Origin of the sequence: Streptomyces sp. NPDC057438 (genome assembly GCF_042802995.1) — a bacterium.
In the GTDB taxonomy this organism is placed as follows: Bacteria; Actinomycetota; Actinomycetes; order Streptomycetales; family Streptomycetaceae; genus Streptomyces.
On record NZ_JBHVDD010000006.1, the window covers coordinates 15,730 to 41,050 of the forward strand.

Genomic DNA, 25,321 nt, shown 5'->3' on the forward strand with positions numbered 1-25,321 from the left:
CTGTGACGGCGAGGGAATGACGATCAGCCGAAGACGACTGAGGTCGTCGGAATCTCTCTGGCTGGTCCGACGGCTGAGGTGTCGCGGCGAAGGGTGAACCAGGGGCCCGCGTCCATGAGCTCTTTCGAGAGTTTCGCGGGCGACCTGGTCGAGAGGTAGCGAGATCACGGCCTCCCACTCGCCTGTGCCCGCCGTGGCCGTCACTCTGGTGGGATTGGAGCCAGGCAGGTGGACTGGTTGGCCGTCACTCCAGATGCGCCGTCTCCTCTCACGATCCATTCCCTGAGCCTGAGAGGTGGTTCTCTTTCCGAACCCGGTGCGGATTCTGCTGGTCAGGCATGAGATTGCGGCTGCCGCGGGAGCCTCAGTCGTTGCTGACCAAGTTGCTGTGGAGGGCGGATGCCATCGATGCGGGCGGTTCTGGAAGCACGGCGGAAGGCCGCAGCTGTGCGGGGGGGGTGCCTCTATGTCCTTCGTCAAGGCACCCCTGTCGGGTTTGGGGTGATTCGGTCTTGCTGAGGTCATGCGGCGAGCTCGACGTCCGCGGGTGTGCGGGATTCGTAGAAGGTGCCGTCTCGGAGCATGGCAAACAGGACGCTGATGCGTTGGCGGGCGAGGCGGAGGAGGGCCTGGGTGTGGGTTTTGCCGCGGGCGCGTTGCTTGTCGTAGTAGGCGCGGGAGGCGGGATCGGCGTTCATGCAGGCGAAGGCGGTTTCTGGAAGCGCTGGCCGAAGAAGAACAGCCTGCCGAGATGACTGTCGGTCTGTCGAGAAGGAAGTCGGTGGGACCGCGCCGTGCGGTGCCGCATCGCCAGAACGCGGCCGGCCTCGAGGACCTGTCGGTGGACTACCAGGCGGTGATGGAGACTGCGGCGGAGGTCGGCGAGGACGGGCTGGGTGCCCGGCGGGCGGCCGTGGTGCTGGGCTGGGACAGCGCCTCCGCCTCACGGGTCGAGGGTGCACGAGCACGGCTGAAGAGGCTGGTGGAACGAGCTGGCTGGTGGAGGTGAAGCCCGGAAGATTCACCCTGCCGGCAGGACAGCGGGCTGATGAGACTGCGCGGCCAGGCGGCGGTTCATCAGGGCGATCATCGACCAGCGGATGACTGCTTCGCTCGTGTCGGTGCGGCGTTCGTAGTCCCGGACCAGGCGCCGACTGCGCAGAAACCAGGCGAAGGACCGCTCGACGCCCCAGCGGCGGGGCAGTGGCTGGAAGCCGCGGACGTCCTGGCCTCGGCGGACGATGTCGAGGACGATCCCCAGGTGCTGGCTGGTCCAGTCGGTGAGGTGGCCGGTGTAGCCGCCGTCGGCCCAGACCCGTGCCAGCCGCCTGAAGCGGCCGGCTGCCGTCGGCAGAAGGGTCCGGGCGCCGTCCTGGTCGGTCACGGACGCCGGCGTGACCAGCACGGCCAGGAGGAGCCCGAGCGTGTCGGTGAGCAGGTGCCACTTGCGCCCGTTGATCTTCTTGCCCGCGTCGAACTCCCGTGAGGTGTGGGCGACGGTGGCGTCCGCCTTCACCGACTGCGAGTCCACCACCGCCGCACTCGGCTCCGGGCCACGCCCTTCGGCCTGGCGAACGGCCTGGTGCAGGCGATCACGCAGTTCGCCCACCAGCCCGGTGTCCCGCCAGCGGGCGAGGAAGGCATGGACCCGCGGGCAGGGCGGAAAATCGGACGGCATCGCCCGCCACTTGATGCCGTTGTCGACGAGATAGCGCACCGCGTCGATCATCTGCCGGTGGCAGAACCCCGTCGGCCGGCCGTCTCGGCCCGCCAGCCAGCCCGGAACCGGCAGTTGACCTTTCACCACAGCCCACTCGGCATCGCTCACGTCCGAGCCGTACCGAGGCCGGCGCCCCGGCCGGTCAGCCGCGTTCCCGAACCTGTGGGCGAGACAGTCACACCCACGAGTGGACGGACTGGACCCGGCAACCTGACCACGCGACACGACAACAGGGCCTCTTGCTCCTCGCTGGACTCGACATCCGCGAGCTATCAAGAGGCCCTTCTTCCATGCACCCGTACCAGCCGACTCACCCGAACCAGGCCCCTGTTCGAACCCCGCCGACCACCCGAGCGGATAGAGAACAGCCAGTGAGAGCCCTTGGCCCAACGACATCCGGTACGCCGGCGCGGTGTGGGGCCGGCGTCCTCCGGGACACCGGCCCCTTGTGACGGGATCGGCAAACTGCCCGGCCCGGTCAGCCGACGAACTCGACCATGACGGTCGCCGTGCCGGGCACATGCGTGGCGTCGCCCGCGTAGGTGACCGTGTACTGGGGATACGTGTTCCAGTCAGGCGGGGTGTCACTGAAGTGGAAGGTGCCGTCCCGTGCGACCTTCACATCCGGCAGCTCCACGCCGTTCCGCGTCACCGTGACCGTTCTGTGCTTGGGGAAGGAGATCAGGGAGGTCAGTTTCCCCGTCACGGTGACCGGCGTGCCGACGGGGTTCGTCGGCGGGGCGGACAGAGTGATCGTGCTGGATGCCTTGGCGACGTCGGTGACGATGTCGAGGATGACCTCGCCCGAGTAGGGGAAGCGGGTGGCGAACAGCCGGTTGCCGTCGGGCGCCCAGGCGACGCCCCGGCGAAGCAGATCCATGTACGGCCACGACAACGCGACCGTGCGGTATGCGGTGGTCTCTCCCTGGCGGTAGAGGTAGACGTCCCAGTCTCCTCCCGCCACGACCCCCGCGGCGACCGTGCCGTGGGAGTCGACAGCGACGGAGTTGGGGTAGGCACCCGTGTCGTACTGGGCCTCCTCCGTCAGGTCCGACAGGCGCCACCGCTGGTGGTAGTAGTTGGAGCCGTTCGCGGTGATCACACTGCTGCCGTCCGGCGTCACCACCACGTCCTCGACAGCGCCGACGGCGTCGCTGTAGGCGATCTCCTGAAGCGTGCCGGAGCCCACGTCGTACACACGCATGCCCGCCGCGCCCTCGCTCTCAGCGGCGACGAGCCGGTCGGGCGCGCCCGACGACGAGGCGAGTCGCGGCTTGCCGTACCAGACGGGGTTGTCGTCCAGGCGGACGGTCGGGCTCGCCTCGGCGATGGCGACCGACCCGATGCCGGCGTCGAAGGTGGTGGCCTGGTAGCCGAAGAACAGCCGGTCGCCGGCGAGGGCGACGCTCTCCGGTTCGGTGTCGGTCCCGGTGGAGATGCGCCGCGTCTCGGTCAAGGTCGCGGTGTCGATGACGGAGATCGCGTCAGCGCCCGGGAGCGCCACATACAGGGTGGACTCGTCGGCCGACTCGGCCATGCCCCGCGCCCCGTCGAGACCCTCCACCTTCTTCACGACCCGCCCGTCGTGGTCGGTGGCCAGCACGGCGTCGTCGCCGGGCGCGCTGACATACACATGGCGGCTGTCGGCGAGGGTCTGCCAGTGCGACCGCACAGGCAGGACGATGCCGCCCTGGGGCTGTGCCGCTGCCGTGCCGGGGGCACCGAGCAGATTGAACGACGCGGCCGCTAAGACCATCGCGACACCCGCCGCACGTCTTCGTGTGGGCACTTCAGGAGCTCCTTCGAGAACGGATCCGGCCGCACGGGCGCGGCCGGCGAAACAACTGTAATGATCCGCACTGACATTGGGCCCGCAGGATGACCGCGTGCGGAGCACACGACAGGCCACGGGCTCGCTGCAGCCCAGCAACTCCAGAGGTACGAGTGGCGCCGACTGCGTCGAGACCGTCGTCGCACCCGGCACCGTTCATGCCCGGGGCTCGAAGCCGTGTTCACCGCCTACGCGCGTGAGACTTCGCCTGGGAACAGCGATCCGAGAGCAGCGAACACGCAGCTCGGGATGCCTTCAGGTGAACGCCGGAGGCACCCCGACCGCTGTCAGTTCGCCCCGAGGGCGAACTGCTCGCGGAGCAGCCCCTCATGGAGCCGTAGCGTGCGCCCGTCAGGCAAGGTCTCCAACACCTGCACGCCGTCGTAGTTGAGGAGCTGGCGCAGGACCGCCGCGAAGCCGTCGCCACGGGTGGTGGGCATGCCCGCTCGCTGGGCAAGCGCGGTCACCGGCAGGGTGCCGCCCGCGTCGAGCAGCGCGGCAAGGGCCTTGTGGACCTGCTCCTGTTGCGGCTTGCGGGCCAGACCGTCGAGCTGTACCTGATACGTCTCCGAATCGAGCAGCGCCGTGACGAGCGCCTCGGTCCGGGAAACGACGACCGGTGTGAGCAGGGCGTCGTCTCCTCCGGCGGTCAGCGCCACGTCGAAGAGGGCCTCGGGCAGCGTCCCTGCTTCGGGTTGCCTCTTCCGGGGTTTCGCCGCCCCCTTCTTGGGGGCGGCGCCCGCCACCGGAGCCGAACGCTCGCCCGGTACCGGCCCGACCACCTCGTCCGAAGCCCACCATGCGGGTCGTTGGTCCCCCAACTCACGCCATCCCTTCGGCGGTTCCGCCCCGAACGGCAAGAAGGCGAGCACCGGAATGGTGAACTCGGCGAGGGAGGCACCACCGTGGTAGCCAGCCTTGAGAGCGGTGTAACGGGAGTCCGCGTCCCACAGCGCGACGATAGAGGCACCCGGCTGGGGCCAGACCACGCGCGGTCCGCGGAGGGCGATCTCCCGTTCACCCAGCGGGCCGCCCGGCAAGCGGTGCCGCGCGGACGCGGGCTCGGTGGGCGTGTCGGCCTTCGTTCCGTGTCGGTCGACGACGTGGCCGTGGTCGCTGGCGACGATGACCGCCATGCCTTGGGCGGCCGCCACCCGGAGGAGGTCGCGCAGGCCGGGTACGTCGTCGACCCGCCACGCTCCGTCGCCGAGTTTCTGTTCCTTGGCGAGACGGTCATCGATGGCGTTGAGGACGACGGCAACATGGGTTCGGCCGTCGGTGATTGCTTCCGTGAGGGCCGGACCGAAAGTGTCGCCCGCGGTCTCGGTACGCAGGTCGTCCTTGTGGAAGACGGCGGCCGGGGCCCCGCCCCACAGCTTCAGCGCGGGGAAGAGCCTCTTCTCATCAGCCTGAGTGCCCTTCATCAGGACGCCCGTGAAGAGCGATGTCCGGGACACCGCCGTCACGGTGGGGAGGGCGGCGGCCATCGCCCGCCGACGCGGGGTGTCCTCGACCAGCGGGTCGAACTCCGCCCAGGAACGGCGCAGTTCCTCACCGAGCTCGTTCGCTATGGCCGCACTCATGCCGTCGAGCACGAGCAGCAGCACTCGCCGTTCCTCCCTGCGCCGGACGACGGGGCCGACCACTCGGTCGAGGAAGGTCTCGACGGTGAGCATGCCGCCCGGCGGGGTTCCGTCCTGCGTCCAGCCGGCCAGCGAGCGTGCGAAGGACGCGTCGATGTGCCGCCGCCGGTCCCTGACGCGCGCACCGAGCGTGTCGTAGGCGGTCTTGAGAACGGCATCCGGGTCGCCTCCGGCCTCGATGTGCTCCAGGGCGAGATCCACCCAGCCCGTCTCGGTGACGTGCCGCTGTATGGCGTCGGCGACGGTGGGAGCGTCGGCGGGCGGGTCGGTGGCCAGCCAGAGGGCGAGGCGCTGCCCCATGCGGGCGCGTTCGATGCGGGCGAATTCCTCCGGATCGGTGGCGAGCCTGTGGTCCGCGAGCCGTCGCACGGCCTCTGAAGCCGCGCTCGGGTCCCCCGCCGCGAGCGCCCTGCCCACAGCGGTGAATCGGGCCTCCAGTCCGCCGCGCAGAACGGGGCTCGCCGAGACGGCCGCCTCCGCGCCGAACTGTCGGGCCAGCGCGGCGGCTCGGTCGAGCAGGATGCCGCTGGTGCGGCGTGCCTCACGGGCCTGATCGGCGTCTGCGCCGCCGCCCCGCTGTCCGGCCGTGAGCAGCGTGCTCACGTACTTCTCGGCGGACCGGCCGAAGACGCGCACCAGGGCATCGAGTTGTTCGCCGACGGCTGGGGGCTGGTCACCGAAGTAGCGTTCGGCACGGCCCCGGGCCTGGTACGTCTCAGGGGCGGGCACAGCGTGCTGCCAGAGTGCTTCGCACACGAGTCCGAAGGCAGCGGCGTCCGCGCCGCGCTCGGCGTCGACGAGAGCGAGCAGAGCACGTCCGGCGAGACCGGCCTGGTCCTCCTCGCCGAGGAAGGCGGTCAGTCCGGCGCGTTCGGGACCCCGCAGGCCCCGCACTCGCTCCGGGGCTCCGGGCCGGGTCGACCAGTGCAGCAGGGTCTGCGCGTCGAGCCGATCGTCGCCGGGCCCCAGGCGTCGTGTGTCATCTTCGGTGTCGTAGCGGCCGAGGCGCAGGCGACGCTGGGCGAGCGCGGTGAGGGCGTACTGCCGGGACAGCCAGCCGCCGGGCACCGGCTGCCAGCCACCGGGCGGGGTCGCGTCGAGCAGGGCTTCGGCGGCCCAGTTGACGTCCTTGAGCCGCGGGTCGATCTGCCGGGCTCCGAACGCTTCCCGCACGATGTCCCAGCTGTCGACCGTGTCGATGCGCTGCTTGTGGACGCGCGCGGTGATCGCCGGGTCGAGTTCGTTCTGTTCACGGTCGGTGAGGATCACCAGGACGGCAGGGCCGGGGCGACGGCCCGTCAGGTGGTCGAGAACCAGTTCGTGCACCGCGAGCGGCGAGGGCGCCACCCCGACGCCGGCCGTCCGGTCCTCGCCCCAGGCGGGTTCGGCGGGACCGTCCCACTGGGGGGCGGACCGCAGCAGCACGACCCGACGCCTGCCCCCTTCTTCTCCGGTGAGGGCGGCGGCGAGGGAGGACTGTGAGGACAGGTACTGGGTGACGGTCGCAGTGTTCAGCCGGACGGCACCTGGGGCAGCGGCGACGGTGTCCGTCATTCGACGACCTTCCACGTGATCTCGATGGTCGCGTCGGGATGGCGTGCGGCCAGTTCGGACAGTTCCGCCTCAAGGTCGGCGGCGGCACGCGCCGCGGTCGTACGGCGGCCACCGGCCGTTCGCGCAGAGCCGCTGCCCGAGGAGGCCGCTGTGGGTGCCGTCGGCGGGGCGTAGGGGATGCGAGGGTCGCTGGTCGGTGTGTTCAGGGACAGGTCGTCGGCCGTGGGTTGCGGCGCGACGGGAGGGGGAGGCGGGGCGGCAGCCTGGCTGCGCTTCACCAGGGCGACAACCTCGCGCTGAGTACGTGCGAGCGCGTCACGCAGGTCCGCGGTGCGCTGATCGTCGCGGGCCACGTTGCGCAGCGAGTCGAGCAGGGCCGCGCCCTCGGGACCGAGTCCGGCGGCGAGTTCGAGGGTGCTCCAGGGCGCTGAGGCGACGGCCTCCGCGACGCTGCGGGCCTGCTTGATGGAGGTGCCGTACCGGTCGGCGCTGGTCTCGCCCAGATCGAAGGAGGCGAGGGCCTCCACGGTCTTCTTCGCCCCGGCCGCGCCCTTGCCTGCCTCCGCCGTGAGGGCGTCCAGCAGTTCCAGAGCGCGCCGGGCCAGCGGGAGCCGCCCTGTGTCGGCGGTCTGGTCGAGGCCGAGGAAGGTGGCGTGTGCCTCCAACTGGTGCACCAGGTCCGCCGTGTGGTCCCGGTGGGCGCGTGCGGCCTCGATGATCTGGCGGGCGAACTGGTTGACCATCCGGCCGCGCCGCAGGGCGGGAGCCTTCTGCCCGAAGATCGTCTCGAAGCGCTGCCGGGCCGTGTCCCAGTCCGGCTCGCCGGGCAGCGGCTGGCTGCGCAACGCGTCATGGTCCTTGATCGCGGACAGCTCGGGCGCGGGGTCGAGGACGGTGCCGACGCGTACCCACACCCGGTCGTCCATCTCGGCGAAGGCGGCGACGACGAGTCGGGCGAGGAAGTCGGGCAGGCCGCGGGGGTCGGGCTTGTCGGTCCAGTCGGTGAGCGTGATCAGGGACAGGTCTCCGGTGACGCCCTGTGAGCTGGCGAGCTGCCGGAAGTGATCGGCCCAGTAGCGGGACAGCTCGAAGTACGCCTCCTTCTGCTGCCCGAGCCGCAGGGGCCCGGCGATCCGCTGCATGAGCCTGCGGTCGGCGGCCGGGACCTCCACCCGCCCGTCGCGCGCCTCGGCGGCGGCGCGGACGTGGGCGAACACCTTCTTGGTGTCGACGGGCTTCACGGCGATGCCGGTGGCGTCGGGATCGAGGTCGGGGTGGGCCGGGTACTGGTGCGCGAGCAGCCTGCCCGCGACGTGCCGAATGCCGTCGTGCAGGCTCTGCCCGAAGGACAGGGTGAGGCCGTCGACATCGGGCAGCGCGACGAGGTGGTCGTCGAAGTCGGGTACGACGTCGGCGGCCTGCTTCTGCGCCAGTCCGTACGCCTGCTTGAAGGCGCCCTTGACCTGCTTGAGGAGAGCCTCGCGCTGGGTCTCCAGGAGCCCCTTGGCGCGGCTGCGGTTGTCAGCGTTGAGGTGGCCAGCGTACTGGGTGTCGAAGCGGTGCTCGTCAGCGAGGGCCTTGTCGATGACGACGAGGCGGCGGAAGTCGGCGAAGCGCTGCGCCGACAGATGGGCCGGCAGCCAGGCGGCGATACGCGACCGCTCGCCCTGCTGCCGCTCACGCAGCCGCCGGATGCGGTTGACGTCCTCGACCGGGCCCCACTCGCCCTCGTCGAAGGGGAGGTCTATGGCGATGCGCCAGCGGCCCTCCTCCTGCGGCATCAGGTCGTGGTCGGGCAGCTCGTCCTCGTCGGCGACGTTTCCGAAGACGATCTCGGCGGTGCGGGCGGTGCCGCGCCAGGTGAAGCCGAGCTGGTCGCTCAACTGGCCGTGTTCGACGCTCAGTTCCTCGGACAGCAGGCGGCGGGCGAGCGCCACCCTGTTGCCGGGGTTGTCGTTGACCTGGGCGTTGGCGATGACGGAGTCCACGTCGACGCCGGACAGCTCCAGTCGTACGCCGGGGTTGGCGTCGGTGCCGGTTTCCTTGATCTCGGGGAACCTGGCAGCCCACTCGGCGACCTTGTTCTTGATGATGCCGACCTCGGCACCCGGGATGGGCGCGAGGACCGACCCGTAGTTGAGCGCGCCGAGCCGACGGATGGTCAGCTCGGACAGCGCGGGCACACTGGGCGCGAGTGCGGACAGCAGCAGCGTGCACGCGAGCCGGTTGTCGCCGACGAACATCCGGCAGCCGTTCAGCCGCTTCGGGTCGGTGAGGGAGTCGGGCCGGTTGCGGTACTGCTCGACGTCGTCCTCGGTGATGTCGTACGAGCTGAGCAGGTAGGGCCGCAGCTTGGTCTTGTAGAGCTTGTCCGCGGCCTCGAAGACGACCTTCAGGCTGTCGGTGAACGGCTTGTCGCCGCCCTCCGCGATCACCGGGTACAGATCGCCGACGGGGACTAGCTGTCCGAGGCGGATCTCATCGCGGTGGTCGGCAAGGAGTTGCCCCATCAGCTTCAGACCGGTGCGGGAGCGCTGCAGGGCGGAGGAGATGTGGACGAGGGTGTCCATGAACGCCGGCGAGAACGGGTACGTCAGTCGGAACGACTCCGCGTCCGCGCCGGTGGTGCCCTTCTCCGAGCCGAGCAGGGTGTCCCAGACCTGCGGTCCGACCCGCTTGGTCTGCTCGAAGGCGGCGTCGACCTGCTGGGCCGCCTCGTCGTCCTTGGGCTTGAGGAGGCGGGCGTGGGCGATCTGCGGGAGGTTGCGGTCCTCCAGGGTGATCTTGTCGAACCGGCCGGAGGCCAGGTTCAGGGTGTCCTGGATGGACGACTCGGCCGCGCCGGACACCTCCTCGCCGACCAGCTCGCGCAGGTCACGCTGGCGGGCGATGAACGACACGACGGGGATGGCGCGGCGGGCGTCGCCGCCCTCCACGAAGTTCGTGATCTTGCTGGCCTCGCGGGCCACGAACTTCTGGTCGTGGATGAGGGTGGCCAGCCACAGGATCAGCTCGTCCATGAACAGGATGAGCCCGTCGTAGCCGAGCGACTTGGCGTGCTCGGCGATGACGGACAGACCAGCGTCCAACGAGATGAAGCCGTGCTCGTCCTCGGCGGCGTTCCTGGTGAAGCCGGGGAGGAGGGTGGTGCCCGCGTCATTGACGAGCTTGGCCCGCAGCTCGGCCGGGGTGGAGGGGTTGGTGAGGTTGAGCGCGGTGCCCGCCTCGTGGTTCTCCTCGGCGGCGAGCGCGGTGTCCAGGAGCTGCGGGGTCCAGGCAAAGCCCTCGCCCCACTCGTCCTCGTCATCGTCGTCCACGCCGGTGCCGAGCCCACGGATGACGGCCTCGTCGCCCATATTGGCGCGCATGGCGCGGATGTCCGCGAAGAGGGAGTCGGTCCGGTACACCTGCGGGGTCGGCGCCGCCGGGTGCAGCTTCTTGACGTGGTGCACGTACCCGCCGAGGACGCGCTGCTCCAGTGCCTTCGCGCCGAGCATGTGGTACGGCACGAGCAGGAACCTCTTGCCGTCCGTGCTCAACCACTCGTGCTTGGTCAGCACCGGGTCGAACTCGGTGCGGGAGCGGGCGGCCGGGTCGCCGCTGAGCAGTGCGTACAGCACGGCCATGAAGTGCGACTTACCGGAACCGAACGAGCCGTGCAGATAGGCCGCCTTGGAGCGGTGTCCGTCCAGCGCGGACTTGATGAGGGCCAGCGCCTCGTCGAAGTTCTCCAGCAGCCGCTCGGTGACGACGTAGTCCTTGAGCGCGTGCTGGGCACCCTCGGGTGTCGTCGCCTCGGCGAGGGAGAGCACGAAGTCCGACGTGGAGATGGATTCCTTGATGTCGATGACATCGCGGAGGAGGGGCGGCTGCTGTGCCATTACCGGTCACGTTCTCCATCTGGTGGCCTCCGCCACCGCTTGTACTCGATCATGCGGGATGTCCGTTGTCGGCCGGCTGCCCGATCAGGCCCGGCGACTTCAGCCGCCATGTCACGCACGCCATAGAGCGCCGGCGAGAGCGGGAGCGGCTGCACGAGGCGGTGCGGTCGTGGGCGTCCGAGTACAGGGAGATCGCCGAGGCGGAACCGGCCAGATCCGCGTCGAGCCGGTGACCGGCCTTCCGACGGAGGTGGGGCCGCACGGTCACAACTACGCGATCGACGCGGCCCTCGCCGCTGTCGACCTGCGACAACCCGGTCCGGTCACCGTGTTCACGTCGGACGAGGACGACATGCGCAGCCTGTGCGCCGACCGCATGGTCGTCGTCAAGCTCTGAGCCGAACACGGCGCTCTCCTATCGCTTCGTTCACCTGCCGCCCCTGCCCGAGGCTCGTCCCTCACTGATCAGATCGTAGGGGAACATCCGTAAGGGCGGGGGCCCGGTGAACACCTCTGGAGCCGGTCAGGAAACCGTGAGGAGATCGTCGACCTCATGCGCCCGGCGCAGAACCTCCTCGTGACGGGAGTCGCCCAGGTCGGAGAGGACTTCGGCCAGGGCTACGAGAGCGGCGAACAGCAACATCGTGGGCTCGTCCCAGTCCTCGCACAGGGCGACGAGCCGTTCGAGCACCCCACGGGCGTCCTCGAGACGACCGAGTCGACGCAGGGCATCGGCTCGGTTCAACATGATCTGCTCTGTGCCGTAGCCCCCGGGCCGGGAAACGTTCTCGGCCTCGTCCAGCATCCGCAGCACGTCAGCGGCTACGGCACGTGCCGAGGTGCCCTGCTCGGGGGCGTGACGCAGCAGGTGCACCGAGTAGTCGTTGAGCACCATGGCGAGCGACTCGGCGTCCTCTTCGGCGGCGGTGTCCTCGTGGACGTCACGAGCGATGGCGAGGGCCTGACGGTACGCCTCGTCGGCCTGCGGGAGTCGTCCGGCGCTCTCCAGGATCGAGGCGTACAGGTTGAGTGTCTGGGCGTGGTCGGCGTCGGACCGATTCGCTTCGATGACGAGCGCACGTTCGACGGGCTCCAGAGCTGCGGCAGGGCCGTCGACGACGCGCACGGCCATCGCGTAGTTGGTGAGGTACGTGGCGTGCTTGACGGGCCCGGGGTTCCCCGCCGCTTCGTAGAGGCGCAGGGCGCGGCGGGCCGCCGACAAGGCGTCCTGGTCATCCCCGCGTACCCGGTGGAAGACGGACAGGCGGTCCATCAGGTCGGCGGCCTCCTGGAGTCCTTCGCCGTACTCCTCGGCCAGGTCGACCAGGTGCAGCACATGGGGCCGGGCATCACGCCACTCGGACCACGAGTCGTGGTCGTGGGTGTCTTCCCGCAGGGCCACGCCGAGAAAACGCAGGGCGATATTGGCCCAGCGGCGGCGCTGTCCCGCCTCCAGGGCTTCCGCGGGCAAGGAGTGCAGTAGCACAGGGATGCCGACCAGCCGGTTGTCCTCCCGAGAGGTCACCAGGAGCAGACCGCGGTCGAGCAGCCGACGCAGGGCCAGGGCCATCAGGTGCGTGCTGGTCCCCAGGTCGCGCAGGGGGCCGGGGAGCGGGCCCCATGCACCGGCGAGGAAGGAGACGGGCAGCGGGTCGGGGGCGAGAGTGCTCAGCAACGTCAGCAGATCGCGTTCGTGTTCCCAGCCGAGGCGTGTGAGGCGGCGCCATTCGTAGCCGAAGTGGGCATGGGCGAGCTCTGCGTCCGCACCGCCTTCCCTGGTGGGAAAGCGGTCCCGGAGCGCGGCCTGAACCTCGTGGTACAGGGTGACGATGCCGGGCTCCGCCCTGCCGGTCGGTCTGGCGCTGAGCCACATCCGGCCCTCGATCTTCTGAGCCAGGTCCCGCCCTTGCAGTGGGGGATCGATGTCGCCGTCCTGAGCGGCGGCGAGTTCATCGAGCGGGATACCCAGAACGACATGCAGGCACCAGAGCACCAGGGCCTGGCCCGTTGCACCGCCCAGGCCGCCAGGGGCGACCGAGGGAACGGTGTCACGGGCCTGCTGCACGCCCCGGGCGACCCGGTCCGCGAGCCATCGCCCCCGTTCCACGTCGGTGCAGCCGTCCCGGGGGCCGAAGAGATCGAAGACCGGGTTCTGGGCCACCGACCGCAGTGCCTCGATCTCCGCTTCGCGGTCATCGCCCAGCGCGAGTGCAGCGGCCGTGTGGACCTGGCGCAGGCCCGAACGGAACTCCTGCCAGGTGGCGGCGAAGCCGGGGGGAACTGTGAGAGCCGGAGCGGGATGCCGCCCGAGGGAGCGGCCCGTTTTCACCTCGAGGCCGTTTTTTTCACCCACCGGCTTGCGCTTCGATCCCGTCATGAGCACTGACACCCCCGCTTCGGTGGACCGGCGGCAGCAGGCCGGCCAACCCTCGACACGCATCTTCATCAGCTACCGGACCGGCGACGAGCCGTTCGGCGCGGCCTTGATCGACTCCGCGCTGTGCGCTCGCTTCGGGCCGGAGTCGGTCTTCCGCGCCCCACGGTCGATCCTTCCCGGCGAGGACTTCGCGGACGCCATCCTGAACGCGGTGAAGGATTCCTCGGTACTGCTGGCGGTGATCGGTCCGCGCTGGCTCGACGCTGCCGACCGCTACGGCAAGCCGCGTCTGCGCAATCCGGCCGACTGGGTGCGCAGGGAGATCCTTCAGGCGTTCCACAGCGGGGTGCGGGTGGTCCCGGTCCTGCTGAACGCGAATCTACCGCAGGAGCATGAACTGCCTCCGGCCATCGCGAAGCTGAGCAGTCACCAGAGCCTGCGGCTGCACCACAGGTACGCGCCGGCCGACCTGGAGCGGCTGGTCGACGAGGTCGACGCCATGCTCGGGCGAATGCCCTGATGGTCTCGGAGTGCACGCGGATCCGTAGAGGGCGTGACGGATCCGCGTGCCGCGCGTCATCCGCAACCAGGATTCACCGGGAATCGGCGGACAAGTAGCCAGTTCAACCGATACCGTCCTGACTCACCGCCGTGAGCAGGAGTACCGCCGTGCCGTCAGTCCCCTTCGGGCAAGCACTTCACTTACACCGCATACGAGCCGGACTGTCCTTGTCCGAACTCTCCTGCCTCGTCCACTACTCGCCCTCCTTCCTGAGCCGGGTCGAGTCGGGGAAACGGGAGGCGAGCCAGCAACTGGCCCGACTCTGCGACACGGCGCTGGGCGCCAACGGGGAACTTTCCGGCTTGCTGCCGTCACCTGCTCGTCGAATTTCCTCGTCCTCTGTGTCCGTCCGGCAACCGAGCGCGGCACAAGAACTGCCGGATACACACGACGACTCCCACCCGCCTCGGACCTCGGCCTTCTGCCCGGTGGCGTTGCCGGCGGCGGACGAAGAGGACGACACACGGTCCGCTACCCACTTCGCCGTCCATCTGGTCGAGTTGCGTCGCCTCGCGCAGCGCGTGTCGCCGATGTCGGTCCTCCGGCTGGCGGACGGCTCCATCCATCTGCTGGCAACCCTGGCCCAAGCCGCGCGGACTCCCACGGCTCGCCGTCAGTACCTGGAACTGCTCGCGTTCTACTGCGAGTTCGCGGGATGGATGGCGCAGGAATCAGGGGATCCGTCACAGGCGGAGCGGTGGATCGCACGCACCGAGTCTCTGGCCATCGAAGCCGGCGCGTTCGATCTCGCCGACCACACCCTGATCCGCAGGGCCGGCCTGGCTCTGTACCAGGGGGACGCGCGAAGTGTCACCGAGTACGCCGTCGAGGCCGGCAGGCGAGGGAAGGACAGCCCACGCATCCAAGCACTGGCCGCCTTCCGGGAGGCTCAGGGCCTGGCACTGGCTGGGAGCGAAGACCTCTGCGCGGCTGCCCTGGACCGGGCAGGTGAACTGCTGCAGGCAGCCACCGTAACCAGCCTCGCGGTGAGCAGGGGAAGCGGAGACGGAACGAGCCGGGAAGCCAACCCTCGGCCGACCACCTTGCTCATCGGCTCGGAGTGCACCCCGGATCTCGGTGAGTTGGTGGGCGGCTGGTGCCTGTACGACCTCGGGCGACCGGACGAGGCTGCCGCGATGATCCGCAGCGGCCTGGGTCGGTTACCGGTTCGAGTGACCAGGCTCCGTTCCCTGTTCACCGCTCGGCTCGCGCTCGGCCTCGCAGCCGCCGGCGAACTGGGCGCCGTCACCCCGGTGGTGGACGGCCTGCTGAAGGACTCCGAGGGGCTGTGCTCCCACGTCGTCCGCACCCAGCTCCACATGCTCGCCGTGTCGTTGCGCCGTCGACACGCTCGCCCCGGCATGCGGGAGTTGCATGCCCGCGTGACGGCTGCGCTGCGCTGCGCGGGTTGCACGAAAGCCGGTTGATTTGGCAACAGGCAACGAAGACTGAGGCCCCCACGCCGCCCATACGCTTCTTCCGTCGCGAGGGGCGGGGGCTGGTGTTGCCCGGGGCGATGGGGCGTCAAGGGTGGTCGGCGGTCGGTCCCTCCCCCTCGCGGCGCCGTTTCCTGCACGCCCGTCATGGCTTCGCACGGGTCAGGGGCTGCTGGAGAGCCGTACACGAAGGAGAGGCCGGTACATGGGAAGCAAGCAGACGCAACTGAACACCTCGCTCACCTTGAAGCAATGCGCTGAAGTGTTCCGTGTCGGAGCTCAGAAGGCACGGGGCGTGGGTTCCATGCTCGGTGGCGCGGCGGCGAAAGTGATGGGCAACGACCAGAGCGGTTACTTCACCCCGACCGACGACTCACCGTTCTCGAGCCTGGACGACAACCCGCCCGACTTCATGGTGGGGGTGTTCGTCCCCAAATTCGGTGGTGGCGGTCAGGGCAACGGGACCGCGGTCCACATGTACGTGTGGGACCGGGGGACGACGCGCTCCGTGGAGCTCTACGCACCGCACGGTCTCACCGGAGGCATGCACGCCCGGAAACTGATCACCAAGGTCGCCGACGCGTTCAACGCCGCCGATCCCCACGTCCGTGTCGTGGCGGGCTGACGACAGCCTCACCCCACTCGTCCCGCGGTCGGCGGCGGTGCTGGGCCGCCGCCGCTGCGGCCGACCGTCACACGCTGTCCGTCACGCACTCACGTCATCGGAGGACACAGTGCCACTCTTCGGGAACCGCCGTCGACAGCACCGGGAAGTACCCACGTACATCGGTCGCAAGTTCTCCTCGCGGGCCGGCGTCGAGGAGTCGATCGCGCACTTCCGCTCGGCGATCACCCAGCAGTTGGGGACCGAGCCGGAGTTTTTCACCGCCGAGTGGACGGGCCCCGACCCGGCGCCCGTGACCGTCATCGGTGCAGTCCCCCCCGGCACCGCACCTGCTGCACGGCGGCAAGCCACCTCGTACCTCGCCCTGTGGCCCGACGGCGGCATGCACTTCGTCGCACCCGACTACGCGGTCAGGCCGACCCCGCCGCTCGTCGGGATGTGGAAGATGCGGGACGCCTCGCTGGCTTCGACCGGGAGCGTGGAAGCGGACGAGTTCGGCGTAGGAGGCCGCTGAGTGGGACAGGGTGAGGCGACACGCGGTCACACCGCGGCGGCGAAGGCAGCCGCGGTGACGTCGCGTTCGAGGCCGGTGCGCTGAAAGCCGTAGGTGGCGATGGACGAGACCCGCACGAGGATGCAGAACCGGTCGATCGATGCGACGGCCCTCGCCAGCTCCGGATGAGTACGTTTGAGGAAGTGGACCGCGGCGTGATTGGCCAGCGAACTCTGTCCGCAGACCAGGAACACCGGACTGGTCGACTCCGGCGGGGTGAATTTGGCGACGAGCGCGTACTCCTCGTTGCCTCGGTCCCACAGGAACCGGTCGCCCCCGACCTCGATCGCGTTGCAGTCCGGTCCGGGACCGTACGGATGCCACGCGACTCCGGGAACATGGGCGGTCAAGTGGCCGCCCGTGCGCTGATTGGAGCCGCTCCACGGGCCTCCGATACAGAACTCGGTCCGGCCGTCGTTGCTCGCGCGGAAGGCTTTGCTCGACTCCACGGACACCTGGCAGCCCAAGTCGCTCGCCAGTGTCGCCACCTCGATCATCGCCCGCACGTCCCGATGGGCCGCACTGCCGGGCCTGTCGTACTTGTCGTTCATCACGATCAGGCACTCCCCGCCCGGTGTGATCCCGAAGAACGTCTCCTTGCGCCGCAGTGCGCGCGCGTGTTTGCCACGCTGCCACAACCAGACGCAGCTACCGCTGATCACGCTGGTCACGAGCCCGACCGCGATGTTGACCATCACCGACAGCATCTCCGCCGCCTCCCCCGGTACGCCGGTTTCGGTGGGGTACATACCCGCATCTCGGGCACCCTGACCCCGCGTCACGCTTTCGCGCGCGGGTCAGGAAGGACGTGCCAGGAGGGTGGGGCGAGCGGCGGCTGCGGCACGGCCGACGGCGTCGGCCAGAGTACGGGCGGTCGCTCGCCAGTCGAGCCGCCCGGCCAGGCGCGTCCGTACGTCCTCGGCGTACTTGAAGGAGGCGACGAGGTCCGAGGTGACCCTCGCGATCTCACCACTCCAGCGGCGTACGTCGGTCTTCTCGTCGCCGGACATCTCCACGATCATCGGCTCCGCGCTGCGCCCGAGCACCTCGCGCAACAGCTCGGCGACACCGCTGCTCCCGCTCACCAGAACCGGCGTACCCGCGGCGATCGCCTCCAGTGCCACCAAGCCGAAGCCTTCGACGCGGGAGGGCATCAGGCACAGGGCGGAACGGGCGAGGTCCCGCCGGAGTTCGGCCGGGTCGACGGTGTAGGGGCGGACGTCGATGCGTTCCGGGGCCAGCCGGGACACCTTGACAAGAGTCCTGTGCAGTCCGTCGCACTCCTCGGCGTAAGCACCCCTGACCAGGAGCGTCAGGGGCGGTCCGGGCAGCACGGGGACGTCGGCGACGGCGCGTGCGGCGATGTCCAGCCCCTTGAGGCCGATGTCCTCGGTGCGCCCGAGCACCAGCACGTGCCGCATGGCGGGCGGACGCCGGGAAGTGGGAGTCGGCGGCGTGATGAGGCCGGGATCGAGGCGGACGACGCCGCTGACGCCCGTGATGTCCTCCCCGGCGAGCAGGTCGTCCGTGCAGCGCGCGATCCGCGGCCCGACGCCGGCCACGACGTCGGCCTCCGCGGCGACCCCTCGGATGATCCGCTCCCGCTCCTCGATCCGGGACGTGGCCTCCCCCGTGTTCTTGTAGCGCTCGATCTCCGCGGGCACGGTGTGAGCGATGTACACCAGTTGCGCGGATGCGTACTTGCGGGCGTAGGCCCACGCCTCGCAGCCGCTGAACCGGTCGTGCCCCACCACCACGTCGGCGCCGAAGTCGACGGCGGAGGTGGAGCGCAGCAGGAAGTCCGGCCCGGCCGGGGTCATCTCAGCGGTCAGCAGCTTCACACCGCACCGCCGCGCGTCCTCGTGTTCCTGCGCGGTGGCACTCTCGACCAGGCATGCGGTGCGGTGTCCGGCCTCCGCCATCGCGGTCGCGAACAGACGGTTGAACGCGGGCACACCACCTCGGGCCGGCGCCCACATCGTGCAGAGGAACAGGTACGACCGCAGTGTGCCGGGGCCGTAGGGCTCGTGTTCGGTACGCGGTTGCGCTGTCATTCTCTTCGCCGTTCTCGCTGCCTGTCCGCGCTCCCTGCCGGGCGGCCTGGAGCTGAATCGCGTGTACGGGCTCAGCGTGCGTTCCAGGCCGCCGTCCTTGGCCGAACTCCGGAACCGACGACAAAGAGATGGACGTTCTTGCAGGTGGGCGTGGTGTGGCGGCGATCGTCGCGCTGGAATCCACTGGAAGGGCGACGACAGGAGGACAGGACATGATCGATCCGCAGAAGCGGGCGCTGGGCCTTGAGATGGCGCGGCTGCGCCGCGAGGCCGGGCTCCGGCAGGTCGACCTGGAGGAACCGACCGGCAGAAAGGACGCCACGATCTCGGCGATCGAGCGCGGCCAGTGGAAGCGTGCCTTCGACCGGTCGCTGGTGGAGAACTACGTCGACCACTGCCTGAAGGTCATCGGGGAGCCGAAGGGGGTCTCGAACCCCCGCCGCGCGTACGTGCTCGGTCTCTTCGATGCCCTGGAGAGTCTCTCCGCCGCGGCCGACATCACCTCGCAGATACCGCCACGCAATCAACTGCCACGGGACACACCGCACTTCACCGGCCGTGAGCGTGAACTCCAGTCACTCACCGATGCGGTACGGACGGCGAGGGCTCAGGACAGGGTGATCGCCGTGCACGCGGTGGACGGCAAACCGGGCGTGGGCAAGTCGGCCTTCGTCACGCACGCCGGTCACGCGCTGCGGAACAGGTTTCCCGACGGTCAGCTGTTCGTGAATCTGCACGCCTTCTCGAACGAGCCGCCCGTGCTGCCGGCGGAAGCGCTGGCGCAGCTGCTGACCGCGGTGGGTGTCCCGCCAGGAGGACTGCCGAGCACCCTTGAGCAGCGGGCAACGCTGTGGCGAAGCGTGATGGCCGATCGCAAGGTGCTGCTGGTGCTGGACAACGCGTCGGACGACACCCAGATCCGCCCCCTGCTGCCGGGCTCGCCCTCGTCCTTGGTGCTGGTGACGAGTCGGCACCGGATGACCGGACTCGACGCGGTGACGATCGCCCTGGACGTGCTGCCACCGGACGAGGCGGAGCGCCTGTTCCGCCGGACCGCCCAGCGTCCGCTGCCGCAGGGCAGTCCGGTGGGCGAACTGATGGAGCTGGCCGGGTACCTTCCGCTGGCCATCACCCTGCTCGGGGCACGCGTGAGGAACCGGAAGGCTCTCACCGTCGAACGTCTGGTGGCGGAGATGCGTGACGGGGTGAACCGCTTAGCGGCGCTGCGCGTCCGCAACGTCGAGGTCGCGGCCGCCTTCGAACTGTCCTACCGGGCCCTGCCCTCTGCCCGGCAGGAGTTCTTCACGATGCTGGGGCTGCATCCGGGCCCGGACCTGGACGCGTACGCGGGCGCCGCGCTCACGGCGGGCACACCGCGCGACACCACCCGGCAGATGGAGGCCCTTTACGACGACAACCTGCTGGACGAACACATTCTCGGCCGCTACGAACTCCACGACCTGATCGCCGAGTACCTGCGCGGCCTGAACCAGGACCGGGACCCGAACCTCCGGCGGAATGCGGTGGACCGGCTGCTCGACTACTTCCGGGACGCCGCCCTCGACGCCGACCGTCTGCTCCGGGAGGCGGCGGCCTCGCCCCCGCCCGCACTCGTGTCGGCCGCCCTCACTACCCGTGAACGTGACGATCTGCCGCCGCTCGCGGACCGCAAGGCGGCGCTGGCGTGGATGGCGACGGAACGCGGCAATCTGCTCGCCTGCCTGCGTACCGCCTCGGACGACCCGTCACGCGTGGTCACCCTGACCGCCGCCATGGCGCAGCATCTGCGGCTGAGCGGTCCGTGGGACGTCGCGGCTCGGCTGCACGGGGACGCGGTCTCGGCGGCACGGGCCCTCGAGGATCCGGTCGCGGAGGCCGCCGCCCTGCTCGAACTCGGCAGCGCCCACCGGAACCACGGCGAGTACCCACAGGCCGAGGAGGCCACGGCGGCCGCCCTCAAGGCATTCTCCGCGTCGGGCGACGCGCACGGTCAGGCCGCCGCCCTGCTCGAACAGGGCTCGGTGTGCTACCTGACCGGCAGAAGTGACGACGCCGCGAACCGGTTCCGCCAGGCGCTGGAACTGAGCCGCGCCGCGGAGGACCGGCCGGGCACGGCGAACGCGCTGATCGAACTCGGCACCCTGGCCTACTTCCGGGACGACTACCCGGAGGCCGAGCGGCAGCTCACCAGGGCGCTCGCGCTCCACGAGGAGCTGAACAGCGTCCTGGGCCGGGTCACGGCACTCAAGAACCTCGGCAACACCTGGTACTTCATGGACCGCTACGACAAGGCCCAGGACGCCCTCGGCAAGGCGCTCGCGCTCTCCCAGGAGCTGGGGATCGCTCTCGTCGAAGCGCAGACGACGACCAAGCTGGGCAGCGTCCTGCGCTTGATGGGCCGCTACGAGGAATCCGCCGAACTGCTCGCCAAGGCCAGGAAACTGGCCATCAGGCTCGCCGACCGTTCCCTGGAAGCGGAACTTCTCATCGACTATGGCGCCGCGTTGCACAAACTCGGAAGGCACGGCGAGGCGGAGGACGCCTTCGCCTCGTCCCTCACGCTCTTCGAGGCGATCGGTGAAGAGCTGGGCATGGCGTGCGCGCTGAAGGAACTCGCCGACCTGTTGCTGGGCACCGACCGGCCGACCGAGGCGAGGCAGCGCCTCACCGAGGCGTACGACCTCTACGGCAAACTCGGCGAACGTCTGGGCCTGGCCGCGACGAACAACTCCCTGGGCAAACTCGAACTGTCCGTCGGCCGGCCTGCGGCGTCCTCGGTCGCGCACGCATCCGCCCTGGACATCGCCCGCAGTCTGGGCAGCCCTTTCGAAGAGGCGGAGGCACTGGCCGGGCTGGGCCGGGCCGCCGAAGCGATCGGCGACCTCGAAACCGCTCGTGAACGGGTAGGCGAAGCGCTGCGCATCCAGCAGGCCATCGGCGCCGCCGAGGCCCCGGCCACAGCCGCCCTCCTGGCCGGACTCACCTCTCCTGATCCCACGGGAATCGTCCGCTCACCGGCCGACGGCGACGACGTCGCCCCACAGCGTCTGCCGTTGGGCTGATCACGCGGCCACCGTTCCCGACGTCACGGCAGACAGATAGACACACCTGGCGGCGATGCCGTGTGCTCAGCGAGGTGGGCGAGGGTGCGACCCGTGCCGCAGCCGGTCTCCGGCACGCGGCGCGGGTCTGCCGGCTCCGGACCAGCGCCGTCCGCGCGCCGCGCTTCCCGCCGTAAGCACTACGGCCGCCATCGCCCTGACCGGTAGGCGTCCAGCAGTTGTCGGCTCACCACCGTGAAGGGATGCTCAGGGCCCAGGCTGCGTTCCCGTCGCTCAACGACGTCGGTCATCAGCGCGATTCCCTCGTCCACGTCTCCGAGTGCGGTGCGGGTCCGGGAGAGCAGTTGAGTGCGCTTGCGGCATCAGGGCTGAGGTTCCTCCAGCTTGCCGCCGGTTGCCTCTGCGCCGTGCTTTTCCGCACGTGGGGTGGCGAAAGGCACCTTGTCTTCCACGACTTCGCCGTCCACGACTTCCCCATCCATCAGTCGGGGCGAGGGTTCCGCCAGTGGCAGGCCGGCGAGGTGCTTCTTGAGCCTCTTGGCCATCGGTAGGTAGGTCGCAAGGGTGAGCCCGCCGGAGACAACGGCCCCAACGACGGGGATCGCCTTCGAAACGCTCTTCGCGAAGGAATCCTTTGTCATCTTGACGCCGAGGAAGCCAGCGACTTTTTTGACGATGGGATAGATGAGACCCTTGGTGAGTGCCTTCTGAGGCAACTTCTTGGCAGCCTGCTCCGACATCATCGCCGCGACCTTCCCCACAGCGGTGTTCGCCGACTGGGTGCCGAACATCACGCCGAAGAACAGCGTGAGTACTCCCATGGTCGCGTCATCGACGTCATCGCCGTCGTCGGAGAACAGATCGGGCCAGCTGTAGAGGTACGCGAGCTTCTGCGCGATACGCAGCATGTGGCCGAAGTACTGGGCCAGGTCGGCGGGCACGGTGGCGGGAAGAGCGAGGACGCCGGGTATCCCGGCAGCCGCGGAGAGAGCGCTCACCTTGGCGGTCTCCAAGCGGATGGAGTCGTTGGCCACTTTGTCGAGAATTTCGACGTCGATGCCCGCCGCAGCGGGAGACTCTTCTACCGCTCTTCGGATGTCGTCCTCGGAGCAGTGGCGAGCCAGCGCACTGCGGAGGTACGCCTCCCTGTTGATGCGCACACCCGGAAGCTTCGCTGCCGCCAGCAGCACCGCGGAGAAGCGCGACTCGGGGTTCTCGACCTCTTTACCCTGCTTCATGGCAAGAACTTACCGTAGCTCCGGGCCCCAAGGACCGGACTCTGTAGGCTCCGTTGAGGTCTCGCTGTGTGAGTGACGGTGACGTGTGGTCGGCTCCCCTCGCGATGTCGATCGTCATCCGGGAAGGCGGCCTCCGCCGGGAGCCGGCCGCCTCTGGCCGAACGTTGACCGTCATGACGTGCCCCCACTGGATGTGGGGGTGTGGGGCTCGGTGATCACGCGGACGCGTCGGACTGTCTTCCCTTCCCCGGTGACGCGCCTGATGCGCCGCGTCCACGGTTCCGTGTAGGAGTAGTCGACGCTCTCGCCGCGGAGCCAGCTCGTGAACGGGCCGTCCTCGTCGGGGACGGAGTAGTCGTCCCTCAGCTCCAGGTGGAATGCGTCCTGCGCGAAGCTCTCAAAGAGCTGGTTGCGCTCTGCGCTGGAGATCAGCTCCACGCGGTTCCTCCTTGGGCGGGATCGCGGGCTGCGCCACACGCTGGGCAAGGGACGAGCCCCCGCCGAGCACCAAAGACGCTCTCGGCCAAGGTCTGTTACGGAGCCACCGCTCGAACGAGGAGCGTCCCGATGTGCCCGGGGGGAGGAAGACATGCAGATGAGCGCCTCCGCAGCGACCATCAAGATGCCCTACGACTTCTCACCCGCCCGGATGCGCTGCATGGAACTCACGGCACAACTCCTCGCCGACGCCCACTCCGCAGACAGCTGATCGCCCGCGCCCGGCACAAGCCGGAGCCCCTGAAGGGCGACCTGTCCGGCTACTGGTCACGGCGGATCGACGACGAGCACCAGCTCGTCTACCGGGTGGACGAGAAGGAGGTCAAGATCCTCAAGGCCCGCTACCACTACTGAGGCCGACTCGCACGCGCGCCGACTCCCGCCGCTCACCCAGCCGTCAACGCGCGCAGTCCCAGAAGTAGTCCGAGGAGGTCACTCGCCGAAGGCCCCCCGAACAGCCATATGGGCTGACTGAGCAGGAACTTTCGGCTGTCTGGGCCTGTGACTTCGAGGAAGACCGGCGTCGGTCCGTTGCCCTGGGGAGTCCTGGCGGGTTGCTCCACCCGTCGCCTGAACTCGTAGCGACTGAGACTCGCCCAGGAGATGTCCATCCTCTGCATGCCCGAATGGAGACGCACACCCCAGTCCGTGACGGCGATCGCACGCGGTGGGTCGATGCCTCTGCGCCAACGGTAGAAGGCGAGCAGTTCTTCCTTCCTCTCGTGGACCAGGTCGTCCCGCACTTTGTTGGCGATGCGCTTGGACGTGTTCGGATCGGACCGGACCGACAGCTTGTGCGCCCGGCACAGAGTGACGATCTCGTCCCGTGGGAGCGGCGCAGGAACTGGCGCGGGCGCCGGTGCCGGTGCCGGTGCCGGTGCCGGAATCGGTACCGGCACCGGCGGGCTTCCGGCTGGTCCGGGCGCCCGGTACGAGCCGTTGCGGGCAAGGATGATCCGGGAGCCGAGGCCCTTGGTCTTGAGTTCGGGTTCCGGCAGCAGCGGCAGCGTCTTGCGACGCTCGGAGAGGCGTTGGGAAACCGCCGTGAAGACATCGCTGAGTCCGAGGTACTCGGGCCCCCTCGGGTCTCCCGCCCGGAGCACGTCCAGCAGTGCTCCGGTGAACGCTGTGTGCCGCTCGCCTTGCGGGGCGAGCGCCTTCCGGGTCGCCGCGGCGGCCGCGAACAGTCCGACTCCGTCGACCTCCGCCTGCTTCGCGAACTCCGCGCTGCTGTCGCCCTCCCCGCCCATGTGCCCGTCACCGGCCAGGCCCGCGTAGCAGCAGTCCAGGATGACGACAGTGCGCCACCCCTTCCGGGTCGGCGGCTGGAGACGGGAGCGCAGGTCGTTGTAGCGCAGACCCTCGTCGAAGTCCTCGATGTGGGGCAGGGTCAGATAGAGCGAGTCGTCCGAACCGGCCCTCACACCGTGACCGGCGTAGTAGACAAGCAGTGTGTCGGAGGCTTCCTCCGCGGCCTTCTTGACCGCTCTCATCACCACTTCGTTGGACTCCGGCGAAAGCAACTCGACGCAGTTCTCCGTCGGCAGGGACCAGACCGTCCCGTCGGTCAGGGCGGCACGCAGCGCCCTGACGTTGTGCACGACAGCCGGCATGTCGGCGAGGTCGGTGTTCTTGACTCCGGAGGCGTTGCCGATCAGGACCGCCCGGCTCCCTGCCATGTCGGGCAGGGTCACTGTCCCTCCGGCTCCGAGTCCCCGTCGGTTGCGAGCAGTGCTCTCAGGGCCTCCTCGATCCGTTCCGGGTCGGCGTCTTCGAGGGTGACGACCCTTCTGGTCCCCTCGCGCTCGATACGCAGCCGTCGCCGCCGTTCCGCACGACGTTCCTTTCGGGCGTCCAGCCAGGTCGCGGCCGTGATGACGAACCCGCCGAGGGCGATCGCCGTATTGACGACTGCCAGAACGGTCTCCCCGGTGCCCATCTGGTCCGGGCTCCCGCCGGTGAGGGAAGGCTGGGTCTTCGCCCCGTCGGGGTCCTTCAGCAGCCAGCTCAGCAGGTCGTCCGCGTCCCCCGGCGTCCCGCCCTCCACAGTGACCCGTACTCGCATCTCCCGTACCCCCTGTCGCGTAAATCGCGCCCCGCCCCCGTCCCCGCCGACGCTGCCATGTCCCTACCCTCGGGCGGGAACGTCAACTCCCCGGCCCAGGGGGCTCGGGCGTCTCTCCCGGGGTGCCACACCCGACCCGTCTCACAGCCCCGGTGATCGACTCTCCCGCCGACGGGTGGCTTGCGGGTGAGGGAGGCGCGCGCCGGCCGGCTCTGCCTGCGG

Annotated in this window: 19 protein-coding genes and 1 pseudogene; 8 read left to right on the top strand and 12 right to left on the bottom strand. The window is 69.5% G+C overall.

Annotated elements, in window-relative coordinates:
- Positions 1-521 precede the first annotated feature (521 nt).
- Positions 522-848: pseudogene (locus tag ACFU5F_RS05885) on the bottom strand (hypothetical protein); the annotation flags it as partial.
- Here ACFU5F_RS05885 and ACFU5F_RS05890 point away from each other — a divergent pair.
- On the top strand, positions 752-1,009 hold the full coding sequence (locus ACFU5F_RS05890; protein ID WP_383882805.1) for a hypothetical protein: 258 nt from the start codon (positions 752-754) through the stop codon (positions 1,007-1,009). The pseudogene ACFU5F_RS05885 and the gene ACFU5F_RS05890 overlap by 97 nt on opposite strands.
- Positions 1,010-1,021: 12 nt before the next feature.
- On the opposite strand, the gene ACFU5F_RS05895 is transcribed toward ACFU5F_RS05890, so the two are convergent.
- From ACFU5F_RS05895 to ACFU5F_RS05910, 4 genes are all read right to left on the bottom strand, one after another.
- Positions 1,022-1,828 (bottom strand): IS5 family transposase, encoded by an 807-nt coding sequence (locus ACFU5F_RS05895; RefSeq protein WP_383882518.1) that lies wholly within the window; start codon positions 1,826-1,828, stop codon positions 1,022-1,024.
- A 370-nt stretch (positions 1,829-2,198) separates the two neighbouring features.
- Positions 2,199-3,476, bottom strand: coding sequence for a hypothetical protein (locus tag ACFU5F_RS05900; protein WP_383882521.1), 1,278 nt, complete (start codon positions 3,474-3,476; stop codon positions 2,199-2,201).
- 362 nt (positions 3,477-3,838) lie between these two features.
- The gene (gene pglZ / locus ACFU5F_RS05905) at positions 3,839-6,748 is read right to left on the bottom strand and encodes a BREX-2 system phosphatase PglZ (RefSeq protein WP_383882523.1); all 2,910 of its coding nucleotides are present in this window, start codon (positions 6,746-6,748) and stop codon (positions 3,839-3,841) included.
- Entirely contained in the window at positions 6,745-10,629 is a 3,885-nt protein-coding gene (locus tag ACFU5F_RS05910; protein WP_383882527.1) for a phage resistance protein, read from the bottom strand. Before ACFU5F_RS05910 ends, pglZ begins: the two co-directional genes overlap by 4 nt.
- Positions 10,630-10,858: 229 nt before the next feature.
- Between ACFU5F_RS05910 and ACFU5F_RS05915 the strand changes: the two genes are divergently transcribed.
- Entirely contained in the window at positions 10,859-11,026 is a 168-nt protein-coding gene (locus tag ACFU5F_RS05915) for a hypothetical protein (protein ID WP_383882530.1), read from the top strand.
- A 126-nt stretch (positions 11,027-11,152) separates the two neighbouring features.
- Here the strand turns inward: ACFU5F_RS05915 and ACFU5F_RS05920 are convergent, their stop codons facing one another.
- Positions 11,153-13,006 carry a hypothetical protein gene (locus ACFU5F_RS05920; protein WP_383882533.1) on the bottom strand — a complete coding sequence of 618 codons (1,854 nt, stop codon included), beginning with the start codon at positions 13,004-13,006 and terminating at the stop codon, positions 11,153-11,155.
- Here ACFU5F_RS05920 and ACFU5F_RS05925 point away from each other — a divergent pair.
- The 4 genes from ACFU5F_RS05925 (at position 13,005) to ACFU5F_RS05940 (ending at position 16,143) form a co-directional block, all read left to right on the top strand.
- On the top strand, positions 13,005-13,526 hold the full coding sequence (locus tag ACFU5F_RS05925; protein WP_383882536.1) for a toll/interleukin-1 receptor domain-containing protein: 522 nt from the start codon (positions 13,005-13,007) through the stop codon (positions 13,524-13,526). The two genes, ACFU5F_RS05920 and ACFU5F_RS05925, sit on opposite strands and share 2 nt — an antisense overlap.
- Before the next feature lie 149 nt (positions 13,527-13,675).
- Positions 13,676-14,995 (top strand): helix-turn-helix domain-containing protein, encoded by a 1,320-nt coding sequence (locus tag ACFU5F_RS05930; protein ID WP_383882539.1) that lies wholly within the window; start codon positions 13,676-13,678, stop codon positions 14,993-14,995.
- Positions 14,996-15,209: 214 nt separating this feature from the next.
- The gene (locus ACFU5F_RS05935) at positions 15,210-15,629 is read left to right on the top strand and encodes a hypothetical protein (protein ID WP_383882542.1); all 420 of its coding nucleotides are present in this window, start codon (positions 15,210-15,212) and stop codon (positions 15,627-15,629) included.
- Positions 15,630-15,738: 109 nt separating this feature from the next.
- Positions 15,739-16,143, top strand: a complete 405-nt coding sequence (locus tag ACFU5F_RS05940) for a hypothetical protein (protein WP_383882545.1) — start codon at positions 15,739-15,741, stop codon at positions 16,141-16,143.
- A 26-nt stretch (positions 16,144-16,169) separates the two neighbouring features.
- On the opposite strand, the gene ACFU5F_RS05945 is transcribed toward ACFU5F_RS05940, so the two are convergent.
- Together ACFU5F_RS05945 and ACFU5F_RS05950 are read right to left on the bottom strand one after the other, a co-directional pair.
- Positions 16,170-16,889: a hypothetical protein gene (locus ACFU5F_RS05945; protein WP_383882547.1), complete on the bottom strand. Its 720-nt coding sequence runs from the start codon at positions 16,887-16,889 to the stop codon at positions 16,170-16,172.
- A 90-nt stretch (positions 16,890-16,979) separates the two neighbouring features.
- A complete protein-coding gene (locus tag ACFU5F_RS05950) occupies positions 16,980-18,236 on the bottom strand; it encodes a glycosyltransferase family 4 protein (protein WP_383882549.1) in 1,257 nt (418 codons plus the stop codon).
- Positions 18,237-18,448: 212 nt separating this feature from the next.
- Between ACFU5F_RS05950 and ACFU5F_RS05955 the strand changes: the two genes are divergently transcribed.
- A complete protein-coding gene (locus tag ACFU5F_RS05955) occupies positions 18,449-21,298 on the top strand; it encodes a tetratricopeptide repeat protein (RefSeq protein ID WP_383882552.1) in 2,850 nt (949 codons plus the stop codon).
- A 362-nt stretch (positions 21,299-21,660) separates the two neighbouring features.
- On the opposite strand, the gene ACFU5F_RS05960 is transcribed toward ACFU5F_RS05955, so the two are convergent.
- Both ACFU5F_RS05960 and ACFU5F_RS05965 read right to left on the bottom strand, forming a co-directional pair.
- Entirely contained in the window at positions 21,661-22,536 is an 876-nt protein-coding gene (locus tag ACFU5F_RS05960; protein ID WP_383882555.1) for a hypothetical protein, read from the bottom strand.
- A gap of 171 nt (positions 22,537-22,707) precedes the next feature.
- A complete protein-coding gene (locus ACFU5F_RS05965; protein ID WP_383882558.1) occupies positions 22,708-22,974 on the bottom strand; it encodes a DUF6879 family protein in 267 nt (88 codons plus the stop codon).
- Positions 22,975-23,190: 216 nt separating this feature from the next.
- On the opposite strand from ACFU5F_RS05965, the gene ACFU5F_RS05970 reads away from it, so the two are divergent.
- The gene (locus ACFU5F_RS05970; RefSeq protein WP_383882787.1) at positions 23,191-23,388 is read left to right on the top strand and encodes a Txe/YoeB family addiction module toxin; all 198 of its coding nucleotides are present in this window, start codon (positions 23,191-23,193) and stop codon (positions 23,386-23,388) included.
- Positions 23,389-23,420: 32 nt separating this feature from the next.
- On the opposite strand, the gene ACFU5F_RS05975 is transcribed toward ACFU5F_RS05970, so the two are convergent.
- Together ACFU5F_RS05975 and ACFU5F_RS05980 are read right to left on the bottom strand one after the other, a co-directional pair.
- Positions 23,421-24,713 carry a caspase family protein gene (locus ACFU5F_RS05975; protein WP_383882561.1) on the bottom strand — a complete coding sequence of 431 codons (1,293 nt, stop codon included), beginning with the start codon at positions 24,711-24,713 and terminating at the stop codon, positions 23,421-23,423.
- A gap of 11 nt (positions 24,714-24,724) precedes the next feature.
- The gene (locus ACFU5F_RS05980) at positions 24,725-25,099 is read right to left on the bottom strand and encodes a hypothetical protein (protein WP_383882563.1); all 375 of its coding nucleotides are present in this window, start codon (positions 25,097-25,099) and stop codon (positions 24,725-24,727) included.
- Between the last annotated feature and the right edge of the window lie 222 nt (positions 25,100-25,321).